Source organism: Methanothermobacter sp. K4, assembly GCF_022014235.1.
Classification (GTDB): domain Archaea; phylum Methanobacteriota; class Methanobacteria; order Methanobacteriales; family Methanothermobacteraceae; genus Methanothermobacter.
The window spans coordinates 39,328-61,785 of the sequence record NZ_JAKLTD010000002.1 but is presented as its reverse complement, the minus strand read 5'-3'; the positions used below and the strand labels follow the sequence as shown (position 1 = coordinate 61,785).

20 protein-coding genes are annotated in these 22,458 nt (G+C 51.7%); 2 read left to right on the top strand and 18 right to left on the bottom strand.

Features of this window, described 5'->3' with window-relative positions:
• Positions 1-49: 49 nt before the first annotated feature.
• The gene (locus tag L5462_RS04200; protein WP_237779566.1) at positions 50-1,198 is read right to left on the bottom strand and encodes an A24 family peptidase C-terminal domain-containing protein; all 1,149 of its coding nucleotides are present in this window, start codon (positions 1,196-1,198) and stop codon (positions 50-52) included.
• Between the two features lie 144 nt (positions 1,199-1,342).
• Here L5462_RS04200 and L5462_RS04195 point away from each other — a divergent pair, with 144 nt between their 5' ends.
• The gene (locus L5462_RS04195; RefSeq protein ID WP_237779565.1) at positions 1,343-3,472 is read left to right on the top strand and encodes an STT3 domain-containing protein; all 2,130 of its coding nucleotides are present in this window, start codon (positions 1,343-1,345) and stop codon (positions 3,470-3,472) included.
• A gap of 11 nt (positions 3,473-3,483) precedes the next feature.
• Here the strand turns inward: L5462_RS04195 and pyrG are convergent, their stop codons facing one another.
• From pyrG to L5462_RS04160, 7 genes are all read right to left on the bottom strand, one after another.
• Positions 3,484-5,088 (bottom strand): glutamine hydrolyzing CTP synthase, encoded by a 1,605-nt coding sequence (gene pyrG, locus L5462_RS04190; RefSeq protein ID WP_305067733.1) that lies wholly within the window; start codon positions 5,086-5,088, stop codon positions 3,484-3,486.
• An 80-nt stretch (positions 5,089-5,168) separates the two neighbouring features.
• Positions 5,169-6,350: a cofactor-independent phosphoglycerate mutase gene (locus tag L5462_RS04185; RefSeq protein WP_237779564.1), complete on the bottom strand. Its 1,182-nt coding sequence runs from the start codon at positions 6,348-6,350 to the stop codon at positions 5,169-5,171.
• A 78-nt stretch (positions 6,351-6,428) separates the two neighbouring features.
• A complete protein-coding gene (locus L5462_RS04180; RefSeq protein ID WP_255772485.1) occupies positions 6,429-7,451 on the bottom strand; it encodes a homoserine dehydrogenase in 1,023 nt (340 codons plus the stop codon).
• A gap of 6 nt (positions 7,452-7,457) precedes the next feature.
• On the bottom strand, positions 7,458-7,937 hold the full coding sequence (locus L5462_RS04175; RefSeq protein ID WP_237779562.1) for an ACT domain-containing protein: 480 nt from the start codon (positions 7,935-7,937) through the stop codon (positions 7,458-7,460).
• 9 nt (positions 7,938-7,946) lie between these two features.
• Positions 7,947-8,162, bottom strand: coding sequence for an Asp-tRNA(Asn) amidotransferase subunit GatC (gatC, locus tag L5462_RS04170; RefSeq protein ID WP_237779561.1), 216 nt, complete (start codon positions 8,160-8,162; stop codon positions 7,947-7,949).
• A 126-nt stretch (positions 8,163-8,288) separates the two neighbouring features.
• Positions 8,289-9,707 (bottom strand): asparagine synthase-related protein, encoded by a 1,419-nt coding sequence (locus L5462_RS04165; protein WP_237779560.1) that lies wholly within the window; start codon positions 9,705-9,707, stop codon positions 8,289-8,291.
• Positions 9,708-9,726: 19 nt separating this feature from the next.
• Complete coding sequence (locus tag L5462_RS04160) at positions 9,727-10,119, bottom strand: pyridoxamine 5'-phosphate oxidase family protein (RefSeq protein WP_147670878.1); 393 nt, start codon at positions 10,117-10,119, stop codon at positions 9,727-9,729.
• Positions 10,120-10,641: 522 nt separating this feature from the next.
• Between L5462_RS04160 and L5462_RS04155 the strand changes: the two genes are divergently transcribed.
• Complete coding sequence (locus L5462_RS04155) at positions 10,642-11,955, top strand: transglutaminase family protein (protein WP_237780015.1); 1,314 nt, start codon at positions 10,642-10,644, stop codon at positions 11,953-11,955.
• Positions 11,956-12,100: 145 nt separating this feature from the next.
• Here the strand turns inward: L5462_RS04155 and L5462_RS04150 are convergent, their stop codons facing one another.
• From L5462_RS04150 to L5462_RS04105, 10 genes are all read right to left on the bottom strand, one after another.
• Entirely contained in the window at positions 12,101-13,918 is a 1,818-nt protein-coding gene (locus tag L5462_RS04150; RefSeq protein WP_237779559.1) for a cation-translocating P-type ATPase, read from the bottom strand.
• Between the two features lie 158 nt (positions 13,919-14,076).
• Positions 14,077-14,712 carry an HPP family protein gene (locus L5462_RS04145; RefSeq protein ID WP_237779558.1) on the bottom strand — a complete coding sequence of 212 codons (636 nt, stop codon included), beginning with the start codon at positions 14,710-14,712 and terminating at the stop codon, positions 14,077-14,079.
• Positions 14,702-15,457: a 4Fe-4S binding protein gene (locus L5462_RS04140; RefSeq protein ID WP_237779557.1), complete on the bottom strand. Its 756-nt coding sequence runs from the start codon at positions 15,455-15,457 to the stop codon at positions 14,702-14,704. Before L5462_RS04140 ends, L5462_RS04145 begins: the two co-directional genes overlap by 11 nt.
• Positions 15,458-15,536: 79 nt before the next feature.
• Positions 15,537-16,478, bottom strand: coding sequence for a carbohydrate kinase family protein (locus L5462_RS04135; RefSeq protein ID WP_237779556.1), 942 nt, complete (start codon positions 16,476-16,478; stop codon positions 15,537-15,539).
• Positions 16,478-17,368 (bottom strand): formylmethanofuran--tetrahydromethanopterin N-formyltransferase, encoded by an 891-nt coding sequence (locus L5462_RS04130; RefSeq protein ID WP_237779555.1) that lies wholly within the window; start codon positions 17,366-17,368, stop codon positions 16,478-16,480. The genes L5462_RS04135 and L5462_RS04130 overlap by 1 nt, the downstream gene beginning before the upstream one ends.
• Positions 17,369-17,389: 21 nt before the next feature.
• Positions 17,390-18,415 carry an energy-converting hydrogenase A, subunit R gene (locus tag L5462_RS04125; RefSeq protein WP_237779554.1) on the bottom strand — a complete coding sequence of 342 codons (1,026 nt, stop codon included), beginning with the start codon at positions 18,413-18,415 and terminating at the stop codon, positions 17,390-17,392.
• Positions 18,399-19,688: a 4Fe-4S dicluster domain-containing protein gene (locus L5462_RS04120; RefSeq protein ID WP_237780014.1), complete on the bottom strand. Its 1,290-nt coding sequence runs from the start codon at positions 19,686-19,688 to the stop codon at positions 18,399-18,401. The genes L5462_RS04125 and L5462_RS04120 overlap by 17 nt, the downstream gene beginning before the upstream one ends.
• Before the next feature lie 72 nt (positions 19,689-19,760).
• On the bottom strand, positions 19,761-20,783 hold the full coding sequence (locus L5462_RS04115) for a 4Fe-4S binding protein (protein WP_237779553.1): 1,023 nt from the start codon (positions 20,781-20,783) through the stop codon (positions 19,761-19,763).
• A gap of 23 nt (positions 20,784-20,806) precedes the next feature.
• Positions 20,807-21,919, bottom strand: a complete 1,113-nt coding sequence (locus L5462_RS04110; protein WP_237779552.1) for a nickel-dependent hydrogenase large subunit — start codon at positions 21,917-21,919, stop codon at positions 20,807-20,809.
• Positions 21,916-22,362, bottom strand: coding sequence for an NADH-quinone oxidoreductase subunit B family protein (locus L5462_RS04105; protein WP_237779551.1), 447 nt, complete (start codon positions 22,360-22,362; stop codon positions 21,916-21,918). The genes L5462_RS04110 and L5462_RS04105 overlap by 4 nt, the downstream gene beginning before the upstream one ends.
• Positions 22,363-22,458 lie beyond the last annotated feature (96 nt).

Sequence of the window (22,458 nt, the reverse complement as noted above, 5' to 3'; positions counted from 1 at the left end):
ACATTATTCAACTGATATTGTTTATGTGGAGGCCCTCTTAAATACTTGGCTAAAATACCAGGTCAAATACCTTAAAGAGTATCACTGCAAGGTCACCCACAAGGAGTGAGATCAGAAGTCCTATGAATATCGCGGGGGCAAAGGGCAGACCCCTCCTTATACGGAACTCATCACGGATCTTCCCATCAGCCACAAGGTCCCTGAGTGTCTGGATCTCCTCCTCCCTCAGGCCGGCGGCCATTGCCGAAATTACAGGTTCACCCCTGTAGGTAAGCGTGGATACATCCCCTGTCCTTGCAGCGGTCCTGAACCTGTCGGTGAATGAGGTGTCATCAAAGTAGTATTCATCACCCTTCCTGTAGAGCGTGTGGGCGAGTATCATTCCCTCCCTGAGTTCATCCACATGCATGGTATCCTGCAGGGCCTCCCTTGTGATGGAAGTCAGAAGCTTCCTTATGAGCTGTATGGCGGTTATTGAGACCCAAAGCACAACAACGCCGCTCACGGTCAACTCGAAGTTCCTGTAGAGGGAGTAGACGATTATAACGGATACCATCACAGCCTTCACCCTGTTGGGGAGGCGTGATATGACCATGGTGAGCAGGTAGATGAGTATGAGGGAGAGCACTATTATCTGGAAGGGAAGGAAGTCCGTTACAATGAACGTAAGCGTCACCGCCGATGTGATCACAAGGGCGAGGACCATGTTTGTCTTGTACTGTTTCATGGGCTCCATGAATTCATCCATGAGGTCCCTCCTTGATGTGTAGATTATGAAGAAGACGTATACCAGGAGGAATGGCAATAGAGACAGTATGCTGTTTATTATAAGTGTTAAGGGGAACGGATAAGCTGCTGTTACAGGAAAAACTACTCCCCGGAAGGTGTAACTCACGATTGATGGCTGGAAAGGTAGAAGCGCCGTGATGGCGGTGAATAGCTTGACGTCGCCACCGGCCCAGGCACCCATCCTCCAGAGGATGTAACCGAGGGCAAATATACCCGCCGTGAAGATGACGGTGTATATGAATATCAGGGGGTCAGCCTCAGTGTAGGCCCTCAGGGCGTTAAAGGCAAGGCCAAGGCCAATGACAGGAAATGTAAGGCGATTAGGGATTAAACCCCTCTTTATATCACTGTATGAGGCATAGAAACATACAATAAGTGCTATGAAAACAGGGATCAGTTCCATGACCATAAAATCACTCCTCTAATGTGAACATTAAGAGAATAATATATTCAGGACTTGTTTTTAATTAATTCTCAAAGTGAGGATATTTAAGTTTTTGTGAATAAATTTCAGATTGTGTGCCGAGGTTACAAACTAAAGGGTGGATACAGATTGACTCAGGACAGAGAATCAGTCAGTGATCTTAGAAGACCTGATAGGAGAACACTTGTTCTAATGCTTTTAATATTCTCTGCTGGGTTTGCCCTGAGGGCCGGTGCGGTTGCCACGGTCCAGGGTATATACAGTGGGACCTACAGCCAGCCATACATGTATGACATGGACTCCTACTATAACCTGAGGCTCGCATCCAGCCTCCTTGAACATGGGACCCTCTCAGAGGATGGGTGGGACAGGTGCTCATATTACCCCCCAGGTGTGCCCCTCAATTATCCGCCACTTCTCGCTTACCTCACGATCCTTTTTTACATGATCCTGTCACCTTTAACCGGGCTGACTGACCTGGCATTCTGGCTTCCAGCATTTATAGCCCCCCTTGGAGGTGTCCTTGTATTCGCCCTTGGAAGGTCACTTGACTGTGACGATCTCTCATCGGCGGCCGCAGGTCTCATGGCGGTTTCTGTACCCTTCTACTTCATGAGGACTGTTCCTGGATTCTATGACACAGACATGTTCAACCTCGTCCTTCCACTGGCTGTGGTACTATCACTCCACCTTTCAGTTAAGGAGAATAGCTGGAGGCATGCAGTCCTTGGAGGGGTCCTTATGGCCCTGTACTCAACTGCATGGAATGGCTGGCAGATACTGTACTCTCTCCTTGCAGCCAGCGCGATCATATCACTTAAGTTAAGGCGCAGGGAGCCCATCATACTCCTCCTGGTAAGCACAGCCCTCATTGAGGTCCTTGCACCTGGTAGTATCCTATCAATCATTTTTGGAGCTCTCAGGATACCTGGAGGTGTGAGTTCCGCATATCCCTTCCCGAATCCATACGCCAACATAACGGAGCTGCAGAGGCCTGGAATTGCAGATGCGGTGATCGCCCTTGGACCGGGTCTCCTACTGGCTGGACTGGCCGGTTTCATGATCCTCATAAGGGATCACGGGAAAAGTGTGCTGTTACCTCTCCTCTCCCTCTGGACACTGACAGGGGCCGTTTTAATGCTCTGGGGTATAAGGTTCTCTGAGGTGGCTGCCATCCCCCTTCTTGTCACATCTGCACTGTTTCTCAGTGACCTCAGGGAAAAGGAAATTACAGTGGGTTTCATGGACCTCTCTGACCCAACATTCAGAAAAGCCCTGCATTTGGCTATGGCGGCCATTGTGGTCCTTCCCTCGTTCCTCATATGCATTGACAGTTACAGTGCACTGCACCCGAGGGTTAATGATGACCTCATGGAAGCGGCACATTACATAAGGGAGAATACATCCAGTGGTACGGTGGTGATCTGTAACTGGGTCCACGGGCACTTCTTTGCCTTCATGGCTGAGAGGCCCGTGAATTTTGATGGGAGACTTGCCTACATTGAAACCATCCTCTGGAGGGGTGCTGATTATCCCCTTGATCCCCGGGTTCCAGGTGTTTACAGGGAGTACTGGCAGGACAGGGCACTTGCAACATCGGACCCGGTGCTTTCAGCTGAGATCCTCTCAATGCTTGCATCCTCTGGAGATGATGCCTACCTTGAGGTTCTGAAAAATGAAAATGACCCTGCAGTCTCTGCCATCATCCTGGGTGACGTGCTGGGTGTTGAAAGGGGTGAACGTACGGACTACCTCATGAAGAGGTACGGTTTCCATGAGAGCGCTGCGGAAAGGGTTACATCCACCCTTAACCGTGAATCAGATTATGTTCTCGTAACCTACGACCGCCTCATAGACAAGGGTTACTGGATCCTCTACTATGGAAGCTGGAATTTCACCGGAAAAACAGAGGAACCACTCTACTCCACGGGTACCATCACCTCATTTGAACCGCTGAAAAGCAGTGATGGACTGGTATATGATGGTGAAAGTGTGAAATTCAATGGTATGAATGTTTCAAGGCTTTACCTGGTGAATGGGACCTCAGGGATTATTGAGGGGGACCCCGATTCAGATATCGTTGCATTCGCACTCCTTGAAAGAAACCGGACAGTGGTCCTACAGAGGAGGTATGAGAGGTCAATGTTTGTGAGACTAGTGCTTCTTGGTGATGGTGGAGGTGTATTCAGGGCTGTTATGAGGAGCGGGGACGTCACTGTATGGGAGCCCATTGATGAGGTAAAGCTGATTACAAAATAAAGGTAAAGGAATCAGGATTCCCTATTTTCAAATGCAGCCCTCAGAAATGATACAAAAAGTGGGTGTGCCCTGTTTGGTCTTGATTTGAACTCAGGGTGGAACTGGCATCCCAGGAACCATGGGTGATCCCTGATCTCAATCATCTCCACCAGGAACTCATCGGGTGATGTCCCTGAGATTATCAGGCCCTTCCCCTCAAGTTCGTCCCTGAATTCATTGTTCACCTCAAACCTGTGCCTGTGCCTCTCAGTTACAAGTTCCTCCCCGTAGGCCTCATGGGCAAGGGTACCCTTCCTGACCCTGCACTCATAGGAGCCGAGGCGCATGGTTCCACCCATCTTCCTTATCCTTTTCTGCTCCTCCATCATGTCAATCACAGGGTATGGTGTGTCCGGGTCGAACTCTGTACTGTTGGCGCCCTCCATTCCATTGAGCCTTGCAAATTCTATCACCATGCACTGCATCCCCAGGCATATTCCGAAGATGGGGATCTTCTCCTGAAGGGCGACTCTCACAGCATCGAGTTTCCCTGAGATACCCCTCTCACCGAAGCCGCCCGGAATCAGTATGGAGTCAAGGTGTCTGAGGTCATCCGCACTGACCTCATCATCAGCGCTTATCCATTCAATTTCAACTCGGATTCCGAGGTGGGCTGCGGCGTGCTTCAGGGCCTCCCTTATGCTTATGTAGGAGTCCTCAAGTTCCACATACTTGCCCACTATTCCAACTGTCACCACCGGCTCCTCTTTCATGAGGGATTCCACGATTTCCCTCCACTCCTTAAGATCCGCTTTCCCCTCAACATCCAGTTCTATCCGCCTCACTATGTATTCGCCGACGTTTTCACTGTCAAGAACCAGGGGGACCTCGTATATGGATGATGCGTCCGGGGCGTTTACGACCGCCTCCTCCTCAACGTCACAGAAGTGGGCTATCTTCTTTTTGAGTGATGAGTCTATGGGCATCTCACTGCGGCAGATTATCATATCGGGATTTATACCTGTACTCCTGAGCTCCTTTGTGCTGTGCTGTGTTGGCTTTGTCTTGAATTCTCCTGCAGCCCGCAGATATGGTACATAGGTTACATGGACGAACATGACATTCTCGTGGCCCTCCTCATTTCTGAGCTGCCTCAGGGCCTCCAGGAATGGCTGTCCCTCTATGTCACCCACGGTTCCGCCCACCTCCACCAGGACGACGTCAGCCCCGCTTTTATCTGCAATCTTCCTTATCATTGCTTTGATCTCATCGGTGATGTGGGGTATTATCTGGACACATGAGCCCAGGTAGTCGCCGGACCTCTCCCTCTTGATGACAGATAGGTAAACCTTACCTGTGGTTATGTTGGCCTCGCCGGGGAGGTCCGCGTCCAGGAAGCGCTCATAGTGGCCCAGGTCAAGGTCTGTCTCCATACCATCATCGGTAACAAAGACCTCACCGTGCTGGTAGGGGTTGAGGGTCCCCGAGTCCCAGTTGAGATAGGGGTCTATCTTGATGGCTGTCACTGAAAGCCCGTATGATCTCAGTATCCTTCCAATTGATGCTGCTGTTATCCCCTTGCCTATGGAACTTACAACTCCTCCTGTTACAACAATGTACTTGGCCAGATAAACCAACTCCTGACTGGTTGAATAAGATTAATGGAATAGTCTATGTGTCTCATCAGTATTAAAAATTCGTGCCCTGAATCCAGAACCTAGATGGTCCTCATGACCCCTATGAGTCTGTGGCCATCCTCTAGGCCCAGTGAGCCCTCCCTGACGGAGAATTCATCGTATGATTTCACACCATCGGGTTCAACACCATCACCTGCAATTATGCAGGGTACAGGGTCAGGTACATGGGTTTTGACCTCTACGGGTGTGGGGTGGTCCGGGAGCACGGATATCCTGCAATCGTATTCTGTCATAGCATCAAGTATCCTTCCCAGTACGAAGCGGTCTATGTTCTCTATTGCCCTTATCTTCTCCTCAGCGTCACCTGCGTGTCCAGCCTCGTCGGGTGCCTCCACATGGACGTACAGGAAGTCGTATTCCTCAAGGGCCGCAGCGGCGTACCTGCCCTTGGCCCTGTAGTCGGTGTCAAGGTAGCCTGTTGCGCCGGGGACATGGATGTTTTCGAGGCCCGCATATACACCAAGCCCCTTTATGAGGTCCACGGCTGTTATTGTGGCGCCCCTCAAACCATATTTTTCAGTGAATGGTTCCATTGATGGCCTGGTGCCCTGACCCCAGAGCCATATCATGTTTGCGGGTCTTTTTCCCCTTGCCATCCTCTCATGGTTGACCCTGTGTGACTCAAGGACATCCCTTGAATTTAGCATGAGCTCCCTTATATGGTCGGCCCCGGGTGCCCCCCGTGGAAGGTGCTGGTCCACTGGTTCACCGACGATGTCATGGGGGGGTTCGATGCGCACATCGGCATAGCTGGAGCCAGTGATGACGAAGAGGTTCCTGTAGCTCACTCCAGCATAGAATCTTCCCGGGGTTTCAAGGTGGGTGTTGAGGGCATCTATGAGCTCTGCTGCATCAGCGGTTTCAATGTGGTCGGCGTTAAAGTCCACTATCCTTTCATCTGCGTTTATCAGGTTACACCTGAATGCAACGTCCTCTGGGGAGAGCTCCACGCCTATACTTGCGGCTTCAAGGGGTCCCCTCCCGGTGTAGTACCTCCTGGGGCTGTAACCCATTATGCTGAGGTTAGCCACATCTGATCCCGCCTCCATGCCCTCTGGTACTGTTCTGAAGAGTCCACATGCGCCTTCCTCTGCAAGCCTGTCCATATTGGGTTTATCCGCCGCCTGAAGCGGTGTCCTGCCACCAAGTTCATCCAGGGGGTAATCTGCCATTCCATCTCCAACAAGAATAATGTACTTCATGATCATCACTGTAAGGGATTAGAAACATCCAATAACGTACACATTATCATCACTCTAGCGGATTAAAAAAATGATATGCTATTCTGTCTCTCTGTGTCTCCGCCATATGGTCAGGGTGTCTGTTAACATTGCCGATGCTGTCTCCAGGGACCCTGCACCCCTCCCAACGGCTGTGACCTCCCCTGCAAGGTCGGTCCTGAGGGTTGCCATGTTGAGTGTCCCGTCAACGGCGTAGGGGGACCCCATCTTCACGAGCCTGGGCCCCACCTCCAGTTTATCATCTGATATCTCAGCGATGAGCTTTATGAGGTAACCATCCTGGGCTGCCAGTTCAATGGCACCCTGGGTTATGCCTGTGATACCCTCCACACTGACATCCCTGAGGGTGCATGGCCTCCCGAGGATTGCATTGGCGAGTATAACCGCCTTGCATGCAGCGTCTGTACCCTCCACATCCTGTGCAGGGTTGGTCTCTGCTATACCAAGCTCCTGTGCCTCAAGGAGGGCCTGCTCATAGGATGAACCCTCTGAGGTCATCCTTGAGAGTATGAAGTTTGTGGTGCCGTTCAGTATCCCTATAACCGATTCTATGCTGCAGGATGTGAGGGTCTCCCTTGCAAGGTTTATTATTGGCATGGCCCCGCCAACCGATGCCTCGAACATGAGCTCGGCGCCGGCCTCTGAGGATAGCTCCATGAGTTCAGAGTAGAAGAGTGCCAGGTGCCCCTTATTGGATGTCACAACGTGTTTCCCATCGCCGAGGGCCTTCATGAGGAGTGACCTGCCTGGTTCACCATCCGTTATGCTGGTGGGTGTTGCCTCAACCAGGCAGTCGTATTCAACCTCATCCAGGAGTTCAAGGCCGCTCATACCCTCAAACCCACTGGGGTGTGAGCCTACGCCCTCCCTCTTCTTGTGTTTGAGGATTTCAGCTATATCAAGACCGTTTATATCATAAATTGCCCCTGATGAATCTGCAATTCCGGTGAAGGTTAACTCCAGACCATACCTTTTTTTGAGGTATTCACCCTTGAGCTGGGCCGCCCTGAGGAAGCCCTGACCCACCGCTCCGAGACCAACCAGACATATCCTCACTCTCATCACCCCCTAGACCTCTGTTATGAGGAGGAGGTCATGCCTGCTGGCGGCCTCCTGAATCCTCTCAAGGACCCTCTCCCTGGTTCCATGTTCGGCCTCAACGGTTATCCTGGCTGACTGTCTTTCCCCTGACATTCTGAGTGAAAGGTCAGATACGGAGGCCCCTCTGACGCTGTTTATTACCTCCACAGCCTCATGGAGGTCTCCCTCTGAGATTTCACCTATGAGTATGCTCGTGAATTTCTCCCTGAGGGGGGCGCCGTCCATCTCGATTATGTTAACACCACGCTCCTGGAGTTTGCTGAGGGCAGCGTCAAGGGTTTCCCTGTCACCCTCCACCGTGAGCTGCACCGGTACCATCGGTCCGTATTCACGGTCCCTTTCATGTATAACCGTCACTATATTGACGCCGGAGCTTCCCAGGGGCTCCAGTACAGATAAAAGCTGGCCGGGGGCATCCCGGAGTTCAATAACCAGGTTTAACCGCATCCTTAACACCTACTGGGTCCATTCACCCCTCTCAACAACTATGTTACCGTCCTCATCAACCGGGGCGTTTCTGAGGATCTTCTCAGGGTCAGTCTTCTCAACCTCATCCTCACTTGTCCTGTTAATGTTATCAACGATGTAATATGTTTCCTCAAGTTCAGGGACATCTTCAAGTGCCCTTGAGAATTCCTCGAGGATCTTCTCAGCCTCTTTCTCTATCTTCATGAAGGATTCCTCCTGGTGTGATGGTTAATCGTAAATGTGAACATATGAGTCTACTATTGATGTGCATCGATATAAATGCTTAGATTGGAGACACACCAAATCAAGAGAGGCAAGGCCCTGATGGGATCATCGCTGAAAGACCCCACCCTCATTCATGAGTCTCCTCATGAAGGTCTCATGGTCGAATCCAGGGAGCACCCTCCTTCTAAGTATCCGATCAATACCTGAACCGTACTGGGCTGCCTTCTTGGGCCTCGTTGCAATGTACTCAGGGACCCCCATCTCAGCTGCCACCTCCCTGAGTATGTGCTTTCTCATCTCATCATCGGGACCCGTTATCTTGAGGCATGTGGGGACCCTGAGGGCTAACCCTATAACCTCCAGGTCAAGGAAGGGGACCCTGAGTTCCACCGAGTTTGCCATTGTAACAGCGTCATCCCGTTCAAGGTTGACATGGTATATGTTCTCCAAATCATGCCTCAGCGCCTCTTCAAGGTTTCCATCCTCAAGGAGCCTCCTGTAGCGGTGGTAACCTGCAAAGAGCTCATCTGCTCCCTGCCCCGAAAACATAACCCTGAAGCCTGCAGCCGACGCCTCCCGGGATGCAAGGTAGAGGGGCATGGCGATGGCGATCTGCATGGGACTGTACACCTCAATCGCACCGAGGACGTGGGGAAGGGCGCCCCTCACAGCCTCCTCTGTAACCTCAATCACCTGGAGGTCCATGCCAAGGTCCCCTGCTGCCATTGATGCGAATTCAACATCCGCTGATCCGGGCGTGCCAACAGTGTAGAGGGTGATGTCCAGGTATTCTCTGAGGAGAACCGCGAGAAGGGTGCTGTCCACGCCACCTGAGAATACAAGCGCAGCATCCCTGAGCCCCCTGACCCGCTTCTTCACAGACTCCCTGATGGCAGATTTCAGTGACTCTTTAAGTTCCCAGGGGTTTTCAGCGCAGGTTCTGGGCCGGGGGAGTCCCCGCAGCTTCACCATCCTCCCATTTATAATGGCGTGACCCGGTGGAAGACTCTCCACACCCCTCAGGCCTATACTCCAGAGTGCCTTTCTCTCCGATGCAAAGGCCTCTCCTGCATGGTAGAGGGGCTTAACACCCACAGGGTCCCTCACCGCTGCAAGGTTCTCACCATCAGTGTAGAGGAAGGCGTAGTCACCGTCGAGTTCACTGACTGCAAAGCGGATTGCATCCTCAAGGTCGCCGCCGTGGCCCTCTATGAGGTCCAGTATGATGTGGGCGTCACCACCACCAGATGGGGGTTCATGACTGTAGATTTCACCGTTGAAGACCAGGACGCCATTACCTGTAACTGGCTGGGGTCCGCCCACTATTGAGAGGAGGTTGTGGCCCAGTGCAATGCCCTCTGAGGGAGGGGCCTCAAGCACATCCTCCCCCTCACTGGTTCTTATGGTGATCCTGCCGTCATGGTAGAGGCCCCTTGCATCAGGGCCCCTGTGTCCAATCGTTCTGAGCATTGCGGCGACCTTTTCCCTGGCGCCCGCTCCCCTGAAACCTGCTATTCCACACATCCATTTCACTCTGGGGGCTTCAGGCCACCTTTTCACCGGCCTCTGGGCCCGGCTTTACTGAGTATATTTCCTCAACAGTCATGAGTATGGCGGATTTTGGTTCGAGTTCTGTCATGACGTTCTGGGCCCATTCAACGACCATGTCAAAGTATTTGCCTGATTTGAAGATTTCAACTGTTCCCTTGAACTGGTATGGGCATTCCCTGGCGTTCTGTGGTATCAGTGCCATCTTCGGGTTTTCATGGAGGTTTCTTATCGTCTTCTTCATGTAGTTGTCTGCAATGAGGATGGTCTTCTCATCGAGTGGCCTTGCGAATCCTATGGGGACCACGTTGGGTGTGCCCTCCTCATCGGCTGTTGCGACAAAAACGAGTTCCTTTTCGATGGCATCCATCATCTCACGACTCATCATATAATATCACCATTTATCTATTACCCAGGGATCAGTAGATAAATTTAACCCCCGTTCTTTAGGATTGCTATGAGGTCTTTAAATGCGTTTTAAACCGTTATAAGAGATTATATGTGTCCATAAAGCATTCAGACACTCTCTAATGTCTCCTGAATTCCGTGCATCCCTTGAGGATTATATGGGCCTGTCGCCATGCCATGTTAAATCCCCTCTGGAAAGCCCCTATACTTAAACTGAAATCCCATTAAAATCCTGCTGGAATATTAGGTTCTTTACGTGCCTTTAAGCTGGATAGGGGATTGAAAATTGTCATTAAGGCCATGGTGGAGATGGAAAGAGGATATTCATTTATCCTGAAAATGAAAAGATTTCATAAGGCCTATTTTGATTTTAAAGGCTCATATAAGGCTTTTTTGAGTCAAATAAACCAAAATATTTATATATAACCTTAAATTCAAGTTTTTAATGTCACAGTGACCCTACCGGGCACTGTGGATTGGAGGCGGTAAAATTTCGGTGAACATGAGACTGGTGTGCATGCTCACTGCATGCATGCTCCTCATGAATACAGCAGGATATGCAGTGGCAGCTGATGATACAGCCTTAGAGGTTGAAATGAAATCTGGCGAGGCACTGGATCAGTGCTCCAGTTTAAATGAAAATTGCAGTGAAGACCTTGTGAACAATGACAGCGACGACACTTTGCCTAGCGGGGCCGATCATCTGAGTGCAGATAACACTGAACCCCCTGTTTCAGTGGACAGAGAAGCGGATGAACCCTCTGATGGATATGCAGATAACAGCACAAAACCTGAAGTGGCAGATACAGATATGGAGAACGCCAGTGGCAATTCAGGCAGCCAGTTCCATGCTGCAGGCGATAATTCAGGCGTGAACCATACAAACATCCTCAGCGCTGCGGTTAACCTCAGGAAGTACATTGAAACCTACGGTAAGCTACCAGCAACAGTATCAGTGGGAAGCCAGAAGCTGACGGTTGCACAGTTCCTTGATCTGATGCTAAGGGATCTCCTTAAAACTGCAGGAAAATCAGTTTCACTTACAGTGCGTTCAGTGCAGCTCGCTTCGAGCCCATCAGGGTCAGCGACAGGGCAGCTATCAAAGTCAGCGTACATCAAACTTGCAGAGAATGTACTGAAGTTCATAAACAGTAACGGCAGGGTACCCAACTATGTGAGTTCCAGTATCGGCAGGATATCCTGTGATAACCTCATATACGCGGTTTCAAGGATCCTGGCATTCCATGCTGACAATGGCAGATTACCCAGCTATGTTACGGTGAAGAAGATCAGTGCTACATCAACGACCCCACCATCCTCACTTAAAAAGAGACCTGAGAATGACCCATACAATGGTGAGAGCACCTCCCGGTACCTTTCGGCAACAGCAAACTGCCAGGTGAATGACCCGGCAATAAGGTCACTGGCAGCAAACCTCACCTCAGGTCTCAGCAGTGCATGGGATAGGGCAACAGCGATATTCAACTGGGTACGCGACAGCATCAGCTACAGCTTCTACTACAACACAAAGTACGGTGCCACTGGAACGCTGAAAACAAGGACAGGTAACTGTGTCGATCATACTCACCTCCTGGTGGCCCTCTTCAGGGCTGCAGGGTTAGCTGCCAGGTACGTGCATGGTACATGCACCTTCACCTCAGGTAACACCTACGGCCATGTCTGGGCCCAGGTACTTGTGGGTGATACCTGGTACGCTGCAGATGCCACGAGTTCAGCAAACAGTCTGGGTGCTGTATCAAGCTGGAACACTGCAACAGCAAAGATTAAGGGGATATACGCAAGTCTTCCCTTCTAGTGGTTTTTAAACCACTATTTTATTTTTTTGTGTTGATTTGAGCCCTGAAACTGAAATTTAAAAGTGATGCTTCTGAATAAAGCATCAGTACCCCTGCAATAAGCACACTGTCCACCATAAAAAAATAATACTTCTGAATAAAGCATCAGTACCTTGCAATGAGCAGGCTGTTCACTATAACAAAGAGCGACAGTCCCATATCCCCCACAGCAACCGCAACCCAGAGGGGTACGGATCCGGCGACAGAAAGCACTGCAAGGGAGAGTTTAACTGTGACCGTTAAAGCCGTGTTGATCCTCACGGTGCGGAGGGTCCTCCTGCTTAGATCCATGAGTTCATCTATCCTCTCAAGGTTATCCTCCACGAGGGTTATATCGGCTGTTTCAAGTGCCACATCTGATCCCCTGACACCCATGGCTATCCCCACATCTGCAGCTGCAAGGGCCGGTGCATCGTTAACACCATCACCCACCATTGCAACGGGTCCCGTGTTTCTCACCTCATCAATCACCTTCATCTTATCCTCAGGGAGAAGACCCCCATGGTAGTTTTCAACTCCAAGTTCCCCTGCAACCGCAGCTGCAACCTCCTCGGTGTCCCCTGTTAGCATCATGACCTTAATTCCTCTATCCCTGAGTTCTGTGATTGTCTTCCTGGCGGAATCCCTGATTGTATCTGCAAGGGTTATCTTCCCTGCTATCCCCTCTGGCCCCTGAAGGTAAACCGTGGTCCCCTTGCCTGGGCTGGCACCGACAAGCTCAGGGCTCCCAATGGTGTACCTAACACCATTGACGTAACCTGAAACACCCTTCCCGGGCATGGACTCAAATTCACTGACCTCATCAGTTTCTCCATTGTAGGAGTCCACTATGGCCTCTGCGATGGGGTGCCCTGACCTCTTCTCAAGGGAGGCTGCGATCCTGAGGACCTCATCCCTCCTCTCAGCGGGTTCAACCGAGGTGACCCTGGGGGATCCCTCTGTGAGGGTCCCTGTTTTATCGAAGATTATGTTTCTCACCGATGCCATGGCCTCCAGGAACTCCGAGCCCTTGATGAGTATGCCCCTTCTTGCAGCGGCGGTCATCCCTGAGACCATTGCAACGGGTGTTGATATGAGGAGTGCGCATGGACATGAGATGACGAGGAGTACCAGGGCCCTGTACAACCATGTCTCTATGGATCCCCCCAGTATGATGGGAACTGCTGCTGTTAAAACCGCGAGTGATATAACGGCTGGAGTGTAAACTGATGCAAAGCGTTCTATGAACCTCTCCCTGCGGGATCTTCTGGTGGCAGCCCTTTTAACAGTTTCAATAACACCTGCAAGCACAGTGTTATCTGCTTCCCTGGTAACCCGAACCTCCAGGTATCCATCAAGGTTCTGAGTACCTGCAAATACTTCACTGCCCTCCTGCACGGTTATGGGAAGGGATTCCCCTGTTATATTTGACTGGTCGACCTTCGACCTGCCCCCGGTGACGGTTCCGTCGAGTGGAATGGTCTCACCGGGTTTTATACCGATTATGGATCCCACCGTCACCTCCTCAACCTTAAAAATTTTCTCCCCATCACCGAGGACCCTTGCTGTTCTGGGCCTGAGTCTTATGAGCGATTCCACGGATCTGTGGGATCTTCTGTGAGCGTACTCCTCAAGGTACTCTGCAATGTTATACAGAACCGTCACCAGGGCCGCCTCTGTGTAGTCACCCAGTACTATGGCACCGGCGACTGCTATTAGTATGAGGAAGTTCACTGTGAAGCGTCCCCTCAGGACTGATCTGATTGCTGCCGGGAATATCCTGTAGCCGGCAGCCACCACTGCTGCGATTAGCAGTGGAATTGATATCAGACTGCCTGTGAAGCTGAGGATGATCCCTGCTGCGAGTAGTGCGCCTGATGCTGCAATGACCTGTATATCTTTATCCCCCTCCTCAGGGGAGCATGAGCTGCATTCACATCCCATACAATTCACCTGAACATATGAATACACATTCATATGTATTCATATTATATAAGTGTTACCTAATATTGGTGGTGCCAGAAGGCGTCAGTATAAGATAGCCAAAAAACCCTTCAAAAATCATGAAGGGAATTAATGAGATAACAAAAAAAGAAAGAGGATTATTTCCTTGCCCTTGCAATCTTCCTTGCAATCACAAGTTCACCTATGGCTATCAGACCGACAAAGAACTTTTCAAGACCACCTGTAGCCCATATGGCCTCACCAAATGTGGAGTTCCTGATCCTCTCCTCGTACTCCTTAGGCTTGATCCTCTTACCTGTGCGTCTCCTTGTGATGATTGCGGCGGCCTCCATGAGTTCGTCCCAGCTAACACCCTTGAGTTCACGGTTCATTGCCTCGAATATCTTGGAGACCTTGATCTCATAGAGCTGTGAGAGGGTCTCAACGATGTCAAAGGACCTCACAACACCAACAACCCTTCCCTCATCATCCAGCACAGGGACACTCACAAGTTTGTGGTGGGCTGTTTCAAGGACTGCCAGCCGCGCAGGGTCGTTCTCATTGACGTGGACTATCCTCTCAGGGGGCTGCATAACGTCGGATACAAGTTCAACTCCATCCCTGAGTCCCCTCATAACATCAAAGCTTGTAACCCATCCAACAAGTTTACCCTCCTCATCCACAACCGGTGTTGTGAATTTCCTTGTCTTCTCCATCTTCAGGGATACATCAACAACCCGGTCCCCAGGGGAGACTGCTATAAACTCCTTATCCATTATCTCCTTAACTTTCATCTGACAACCTCTCCAGTTTAAGTGCTGCCACAGGACACTTAGACGAACAGACCTCACAGAGGATACATTTATCTCCATCAACAACAACTTCCCCATCCTCGATCCTTATGGCGCCGGTGGGACAGTTCTCCTCACATACAAGGCACTCAACACATGCATCCTGATCAACAATGAGCCTACGGGTCTCAATGACAGGTCCAAGTTCCCTTTCAAGTTTTATGGCATCTGCAGGGCACACGTTGACGCAGGCACCGCATCCAATGCAGATGGATCCATCAACATTCGCAGTTTCCCCCACCCTTATGGCGCCTGTGGGGCAGAATCTCTCACAGGTGCCGCAGGCGGTGCATTTATCTGTAACCTGGATATCCCTCATGCGGAGTGTTCTGTGTGGGATCGTCACGTATTCAAGGTTATATGTGACATCCTCATCAATGGTGGCTGTGCTCTCAACAACATTTATGCATCTCACGGGGCATGTCTGGGCACATATCTCGCATTTAACACAGTTATCAAGTATCCTTGCGGCCCTTGAAGCAGATGAATCTGATATGGCATCAACAGGGCATTCCTCAACGCAGAGGTTGCACCTGACGCACTTGGGTGTTATGTCTATGAATTTGTCACGAACCCTGCACCTTCCAAGTTCCACGCTGACTTCCTCAGGGCTCTCCTCAAGGTCCATCGACTTCAGTGCAACATCCCTCTGGAGATCATCCAGTTTCTTTTTAAAGACTATATCCATGATACAACCCCTGTACTGGTTTAAGCTTTGTAGAGATTAAAATGACCCTCCTCTATTAGTTTAAACATGTTCACTTAAATTATTTTTTGGAATTTCTGCGTGTATCTGGATGGGCGTCCCCCATGAGGTACCCCTCCAGAACCTCAAGTGCCTCTCTCCCTGGGAGGGACGATGTGGCACCGTAGCCCTCTATACACCTTGATGCTATGTAGTTTCCAAACAGGCATGATACATCCAGTTCATGTCCTGAAAGCCACGAGTAGAGGAAACCTGCATTGAATGCGTCCCCGGCGCCCGTTGTATCCCTGCATGTGGTCTCAAGTGCCTCAACCATCACCTCTGAACCATTGAAGGCCCTGACACCCTCAGAGCCCATCTTCATGACAACCACGTCAACCCCCAGTTCAGCCGATGCCCCGGCAGGGTCAGTGGATCCTGTCATGAGCTCCAGTTCCCTCCGGTTAACCAGGAGGATGTCTGTCCTCTCAAGGATACCCTCAAGTTCGGATACATCCCGCTCTGCATAGAGGTGACCCGGGTCGAGGCTCACTGTCACGGAATCATCTATGACCTCCAGGACCTCCCTCTGGACCCTGATACCTGATCCTGCGAAGGATGTGAGGTGAAGGAGTCTGGTTTTAAGTGCCTCCACCTGGACCTCATCCATGCTGAGGGTGTCGTTAACCCCCGGGTCCACGTAGAGCGCCCTGTTTCCCTGGGGGTCAACGAATCCCATGACCCGGCCACTTCTTCCCCTCTCTGAAACAGCAACGTAGTCGGCGACACCCTCCCCCTGGAGGTTCTCCCTGAGGATGGAACCCTCCCTGTCACCTGCAACCTTCCCTATGAAGGCCGTCCTCAGGCCGAGTCTTGCAAGGCCTATTATGGTGTTGGCTGCTGATCCACCGCAGGACTCCACCATATCGCGGACAAAGACCTCCTCGTCGGGTCCCGCTATCCTCTCAACCATGTGGAGCTGGTCCATGTTAAGGGCCCCGAGGCCCACTGCATCAAATAACATCAGAGAACACCGTGAAGGTCTATCCTGTGATCCCCAAGTTTACCGTCATAGTTACCTGCGGATACCATCAGGACACCGTCGTAGCGGCACACAGCCTCTATACCCACCCTCATGGCCTCCTCAAGGGCCTCCAGGGACAGGCCATTTATGACTATCTCCGGTATGTACCCGACGCCCTCAGGTACCCTTGAATCATCACCCAGGAGGTCCCTCAGGCTTGGACAGTAGGGGTGGTTGGTTGTGGGGCCTATCCAGGGGTAATTCGTCTCAGGCTTGGAGGCGGCCGAGCAGATATCAAAGGGTGTTACAACACCCTCAACCTCACCTATAGCATTTATAGCGGCCCTTCCAGCCTCAAGGACGGTTTCAGGGTCCCTGCACATGTACCAGAAGTTGGCCCCCATCACCGCATCCCTGTAACCCAGCTTTGATTCGATCTTAAAGTCAGGAACCGCTATGGGGACGTTGATCATTTCACGACCATTGAACTCCTCAATCCACTCATAACCGTCCCCGCAGTGGCCCACATGCTTCATCATATCCATGTACCCTTCAGGGTCGGGTGTGGAATTGTAGAGGGCTGTGAATGGCTTCACCAGTATATCCTGCCTGATCCTGTAGGAGAGTTCGACCTGGAACTTCTCCAGGTCAGGGAGGGCGTAGTAGAACTGTACAGTGGCCCCTGGCCTCCCATCTGGTGTTTCATCAGCCGAGAGGAATGATTCAACGCCACCCTCAACTCTCCCTATAACAGCGCCTGGGGTTGCAGTTGAATCGTAGGCCGCCCTCCTCACGGTTTCCATGTCACGGGCCGTTATGGTTGCCCTCACACACCTTCCTGTGAAGGCCTCTGAGAATGTATCCTCGATCAACGTTCCGTTAATCTCCATAATCAACACCTGCCGCTCCATTCAGCCCAGGGACCCCACATCCTCCCCTCTTACCCTCTTCCTGACTGCCAGGCTCTCCTCAACGAGTTCATCGGTATCATCCACCGGTGTGATGGTGGGGTAGGCGTCCCGGAATATGTTCTCGAATCTCTCAGCAACCCTGAAGTCCACCCTGAAGGATTCAAGGGCCCGTTCAGGGTCATCTGAATATGCCTTAACGAATTCCATTACGTAGTCTCTCCCGAACCTTGAATGGAGGTCCACAAGTGGCAGGAGGGCCCTTGCGTCCCGGGATATGACTGCCACCTCAGCCTCCCTGAGGGCGTAACCGTTGCCGTTGAATGATATGGGTATACCCTTACCCCTGAGTTCCCTGAGGGGCTCGACATCTGTTATGCTGTCACCCACGTACATGGCCGCCTTCTCTGTTAAACCAAGTTCAGAGAGTATACCTTTCAGGGCGACCCTCTTACCGTCCCCACCAACAGTCCTTACCTCATCAAGGAGCCTCCCTATCCTCATCTCAGGTATCTTCCGGAAGAATATCTCATCCAGGTCCTGGAAGTCACCATCAATGACTTCCTCCCTGAGTTTCATGAGCATCTCCCTTTCATCATCCCCCAGGGGGACGTTGAGGGTGAGGGTGGTGTGGCGGGTGTTCTCAATGGGGAAGCCTGTGCGCCTGCAGAGGGCCTCTATGTAGTGCCTGTAACTTGTGCTTATGATGTAGGATGGCATGAGCTGCATGGCAAGCTCGAGGGTCTCCTCTGCCCCGGGTACAAGTTTGAGGGTCTCCTCTGAGAACTCAATGAGTTTCTCATCGGTGACACCATAGGCCACCAGGAAGGGTACTATGAGCTTCAGGGTGTCCCCTGCATTGTAGCCTGGCCTCTTTATCTCATCTGCCAGTATGTCATCAAATTCGCTGACCTTCCTGAAGAACCTGTCACCTTCGGGCATGAAGTGGGCCGCGGCCTCGAAGGCGTTGTCGTTCAGTGAAACCGGACCCTCGCAGTCTGTCACAAAGACCCTATTCAAGGTTATCATCCTCCAGGTTAAGTTTCACTGCGGTAACCGGGCATATGTCCTGGCATTCACCGCAGAGTATGCAGGTGTCATCGTCAACCTCCACCTCACCATCCAGTGCCATGGCATCAACGGGGCAGTGGTTTACACAGACGCCGCACCTCTGGCAGATGACATGATCCACCTCCACCGAACCGCTTCTTGGTCCCCTGAGGATTCTGCGCTCAAGGTATATCCTGCCATCGGATGCCTTGAAGCCCTCCTCTGTTATTTCAATTGCATCAACAGGGCAGACCCCTCTGCAGCGACCGCAGAAGACGCACCCATCCTTTATCTCAACAGGGGCGGGTGTTACCGGTTCTATAACTCCAACCGGGCACTCGGTGACGCATAGTCCGCACCCGATGCACCTATCCTCAAGGACCCTTATGCTTCTCTTTGGTTTCGTGAAGTCCACTATATGGTTGAGTTCAAGTATTTCAAGGTCTGAGTCGACGAGCTCCTCTATACCGTCCCTTATCTCCTCTGTGACATCCACCCTGAATTCGGGTTCGTCCCTTGTGAACCTCCTCTTCACACTCCTCAGAACCGAGTCTATCCTGCCCAGGTTCTTCACGAGTTTCTCTGATTCCCTCTCAAGGATCTCCCCTGCTATCTCCATGTTATTGAGTTTTGAGAAGTTCTCGTAGGCCCTCTTTCTGGAGGAGTACTTTATGGCTGCTGATGGGCAGACATCCATGCACTCCTCGCACCTTGCACAGTATGATGGGTCTATGTAGGGGAGCCTGTTTATCTTACCCACCTTTATGGCGCCCCTGGATGGGCAGACCCTGGTGCAGGTCATGCAGCCTATGCAGTCCCTCTGGTTAACCACAACAGCCTTTCCACCCACCACCGAGCGTGGGAGAATCTCACCGTATTTTATGGCCTCTGTGGGGCATGCCCTTGCACAGTAGCCGCACCTGACACATTTATCCTCATCTATCTCACTGTGAACCCCGGTCTCCCCTGATGAGGCCAGGTGTATTGCCCCTGTCCTGCAGGCAGATACACAGGCACCGCAGCCACGACAGATCCTGGGGTTTATAACCGGGACGTTCTCCCTTATGGGCTCCCCGAGGATTGTCTTCATCCTTATGGCATCGTAGGGGCAGGCCTCCCTGCAGAGGACGCAGCCGAAGCAGCGGTCATCGATTTCAACCTCCCCTGTGTCGGGGTCGATGTGCACGGCATCCACGGGGCATACATTCAGGCAGGGCTTATCAGGGCAACTCCTGCACTTCTCATGGTCGATTTCATAGTCAACGTCAACTTCCCTCAGGGGCTTTACGGGTTTTGCTGCAGCTGGAATGTTATCATCTCCTCATCACTTTACAGGAAGCGCCGCCGGTTTTATGGTGATCCTGATTACCTCCTCACCGTTGGACTCATCAATGAGGAACCTTGCAACGTAGTAGCCGGCAACACCGAATGGACAGGTCTGGTAGCATGTGCTGCACCTGAGGCACTTCTCAGGGTCCCTTACGACTCCCTCATCCTCCGAGTAGGTTATGGCACCTGATGGGCACTCATCGACGCATAGCCTGCACTGAACACACTTCTCGGGGCTCCAGGTTATGATCCTCATCTTGAGGCGGTCTGTTATCATCTCAAGGATGTCCCTGGTGATCTCCTCATCGGGCAGAACCTCCAGGGCCCTTTCAAGGAGGGGTCTGAGGGGTTGGTTCATCCTGTAGACCTCACCGGCCCCGAGTTTCTTTATATCATCACTGCGCTCCTCGATGGCCGCCTCCAGTTCATTGACAGCCAGGTTTATAACCATCTTCTGCTCCTCAACGTATGCCACGTGTATCCTCTTGAGGGCACCCTTAACTGGACACTTCTCAAGGCAGTCACCGCATGCTATGCACCTGCTCTGGTCAATCTCGACCCTGCCGTCCTCCTCAACGATGGCATCAACCGGACAGGCCTTCAGGCATTTCTTGCAGCGTATGCAGAGGTAATCGTCTATCACGTAGAGTTTCTCGGAGGGCACGATTGTGAACTCTTCCCTTATGAGGTGGTTTTCACCGCATTCTATGGTCTTGGGGTCGGTGGGGCAGACCTCGGCGCAGAATCCACACCTGATACATGCCCCCTTCACTATCACCGGGTAGGTCAGGCCCTCCTCCTCAGGGGTGTCGGTATCGCGGACCAGTTTTATCGCGCCAGGGGCAGGGCATGCGGTGGTGCAGGCCCCGCAGCCTATACAGTACTCCTTATGTACTGTGGGGAAATCCCTGAATCTTTCGGGTTTTTCAAGGATCTCGTGTTCTGTATGTGCATTTGCAAATTTCTCTGCCCATGATTTACGGGCAAACTCGTAGAGGTACCATATTACAGAGGACATAGGACATCAACATGATCAATTTTTTAGAGCAGTATCTCCCTCTTTCCCTGATTCTCGTCCAGGACCACGACCCTCTCTGCACATGCAATGCAGGGGTCTGCGCTGGCATAGGTTGCAATGGCATCTGCAACGGTTGCAACGTCCCGTAGCATGTACTTTGCACAGGCATCGATGTTCATGATGCTGGGGGTCCTTATGGAGATGTTCTTTATGAGGTTGCCGTTGGTCTCAATCATGTAGGCCACCTCGCCCCGGGGTGCCTCGTTTCTCCACTCACCATACCCTGCCTTCACATCCACCTTCTTCCTCACAGGGCCGGATGGGATATTGTCTATGATCTGCTTTATCAGGTCAATGGAGACCCTTACCTCATCGAAGCGGTTCATGACCCTTGCAAAGTTGTCTCCCTCATCCCTCCAGATTGTCCTGAAGTCCAGGTGGTCCCTGTAGGTTGGGTGGTCCTCCCTGAAGTCATACCTTATACCTGAGGCCCTTCCTATGGGTCCCACTGAACGGGCCTTCTCTGCCTCCTCCTGGCTCATGTAACCCACGTCCCTTGACCTGAGCCCTATGAGCGGTCCGTGCTCGAACATTTCAACGTAGCGGTCGAATTCCCTTTCAAGGTCCACTATGATCTCCCTTATCCTTGAGAGGTGATCCTCTGAGGCGTCCATCCTCACACCCCCCACAACATTCCAGCCCATGTTGACACGGTTACCTGTGAGTAACTCGATGGCATCCATTACAGGCTCCCTCAGGGCCAGCATGTACATGAACATGGTCTCATGGTCAAGGGCCTTGAAGTAGGTCGAATTTGCGATTAGGTGGCTCTGTATCCTGTCAAGTTCGTTTGTAAGGGCACGGAGGAACTGGGCCCTTGGTGGGGCCTCCACCTCAGAGATTGCCTCGAAGGCCTCTGCAAAGGTCTGTGTGTGTATGTATGAGCATATTCCGCAGACACGCTCAGAGAGGTATATGGCCTTCTGCCAGGTCTTGTTCCTCATCACCCTCTCTATTCCCCTGTGGACGTATCCGTACTCTATCTCGGCCTTCAGAACCTTCTCACCCCTGGTCTTCACCTTGAGCCTTATGGGCTCCTTGTAGCCGGGGTGCATGGGTCCAAGTGGCAGTATCATCTCTTCCTCCCCCTCTCTGCTATTGCATCGGGTGCCACCGATAGTATGGCCTCAAGTATCTCGGAGGGCCTTGGAGGGCAACCAGGGACCTCGGCGTCCACCGGTATGAAGTCAGAGACCGGTGCATAGACGCTCCCACCCTCCTGGTTGAACACGTCCCCTGAGATGGGGCAGTTACCCAGGGCCACCACTATCTTTGGCTCAGGTGCCTTGCTGTATATCCTCTGAAGCTTCTCCCTCCACTGCTCTGTAACGGCACCGGTCACCAGTATCACGTCAGCCTCCCTTGGGTTCTGGTGGACGTATATACCGTACTGTTCAAGGTCATATCTGGGTGATAGGAGTGCAAGGACCTCTATGTCGCAGCCGTTGCACCCCCCTGTGTTCACAAGACACACATGGATTGATGTTTTCCTCAGAATACTTTTAAGGGCATCCAACATTTCTTTACCTCTACATATACTCTTTTATGATCATGTTAAGCTTTTAAGGGCATCCAACATTTCTTTACCTCTACATATACTCTTTTATGATCATGT

Coding starts and splice junctions, on each gene's coding strand:
- L5462_RS04200 (WP_237779566.1), bottom strand. CDS start 1,198: ATGGTCATGGAACTGATCCCTGTTTTCATAGCACTTATTGTATGTTTC.
- L5462_RS04185 (WP_237779564.1), bottom strand. CDS start 6,350: ATGAAGTACATTATTCTTGTTGGAGATGGAATGGCAGATTACCCCCTG.
- L5462_RS04180 (WP_255772485.1), bottom strand. CDS start 7,451: ATGAGAGTGAGGATATGTCTGGTTGGTCTCGGAGCGGTGGGTCAGGGC.
- L5462_RS04175 (WP_237779562.1), bottom strand. CDS start 7,937: ATGCGGTTAAACCTGGTTATTGAACTCCGGGATGCCCCCGGCCAGCTT.
- gatC (WP_237779561.1), bottom strand. CDS start 8,162: ATGAAGATAGAGAAAGAGGCTGAGAAGATCCTCGAGGAATTCTCAAGG.
- L5462_RS04165 (WP_237779560.1), bottom strand. CDS start 9,707: ATGTGTGGAATAGCAGGTTTCAGGGGAGCGGGCGCCAGGGAAAAGGTC.
- L5462_RS04160 (WP_147670878.1), bottom strand. CDS start 10,119: ATGATGAGTCGTGAGATGATGGATGCCATCGAAAAGGAACTCGTTTTT.
- L5462_RS04155 (WP_237780015.1), top strand. CDS start 10,642: ATGAGACTGGTGTGCATGCTCACTGCATGCATGCTCCTCATGAATACA.
- L5462_RS04150 (WP_237779559.1), bottom strand. CDS start 13,918: ATGGGATGTGAATGCAGCTCATGCTCCCCTGAGGAGGGGGATAAAGAT.
- L5462_RS04145 (WP_237779558.1), bottom strand. CDS start 14,712: ATGAAAGTTAAGGAGATAATGGATAAGGAGTTTATAGCAGTCTCCCCT.
- L5462_RS04140 (WP_237779557.1), bottom strand. CDS start 15,457: ATGGATATAGTCTTTAAAAAGAAACTGGATGATCTCCAGAGGGATGTT.
- L5462_RS04135 (WP_237779556.1), bottom strand. CDS start 16,478: ATGTTATTTGATGCAGTGGGCCTCGGGGCCCTTAACATGGACCAGCTC.
- L5462_RS04130 (WP_237779555.1), bottom strand. CDS start 17,368: ATGGAGATTAACGGAACGTTGATCGAGGATACATTCTCAGAGGCCTTC.
- L5462_RS04125 (WP_237779554.1), bottom strand. CDS start 18,415: ATGATAACCTTGAATAGGGTCTTTGTGACAGACTGCGAGGGTCCGGTT.
- L5462_RS04115 (WP_237779553.1), bottom strand. CDS start 20,783: ATGTCCTCTGTAATATGGTACCTCTACGAGTTTGCCCGTAAATCATGG.
- L5462_RS04110 (WP_237779552.1), bottom strand. CDS start 21,919: ATGATACTGCCACTTGGACCCATGCACCCCGGCTACAAGGAGCCCATA.
- L5462_RS04105 (WP_237779551.1), bottom strand. CDS start 22,362: ATGTTGGATGCCCTTAAAAGTATTCTGAGGAAAACATCAATCCATGTG.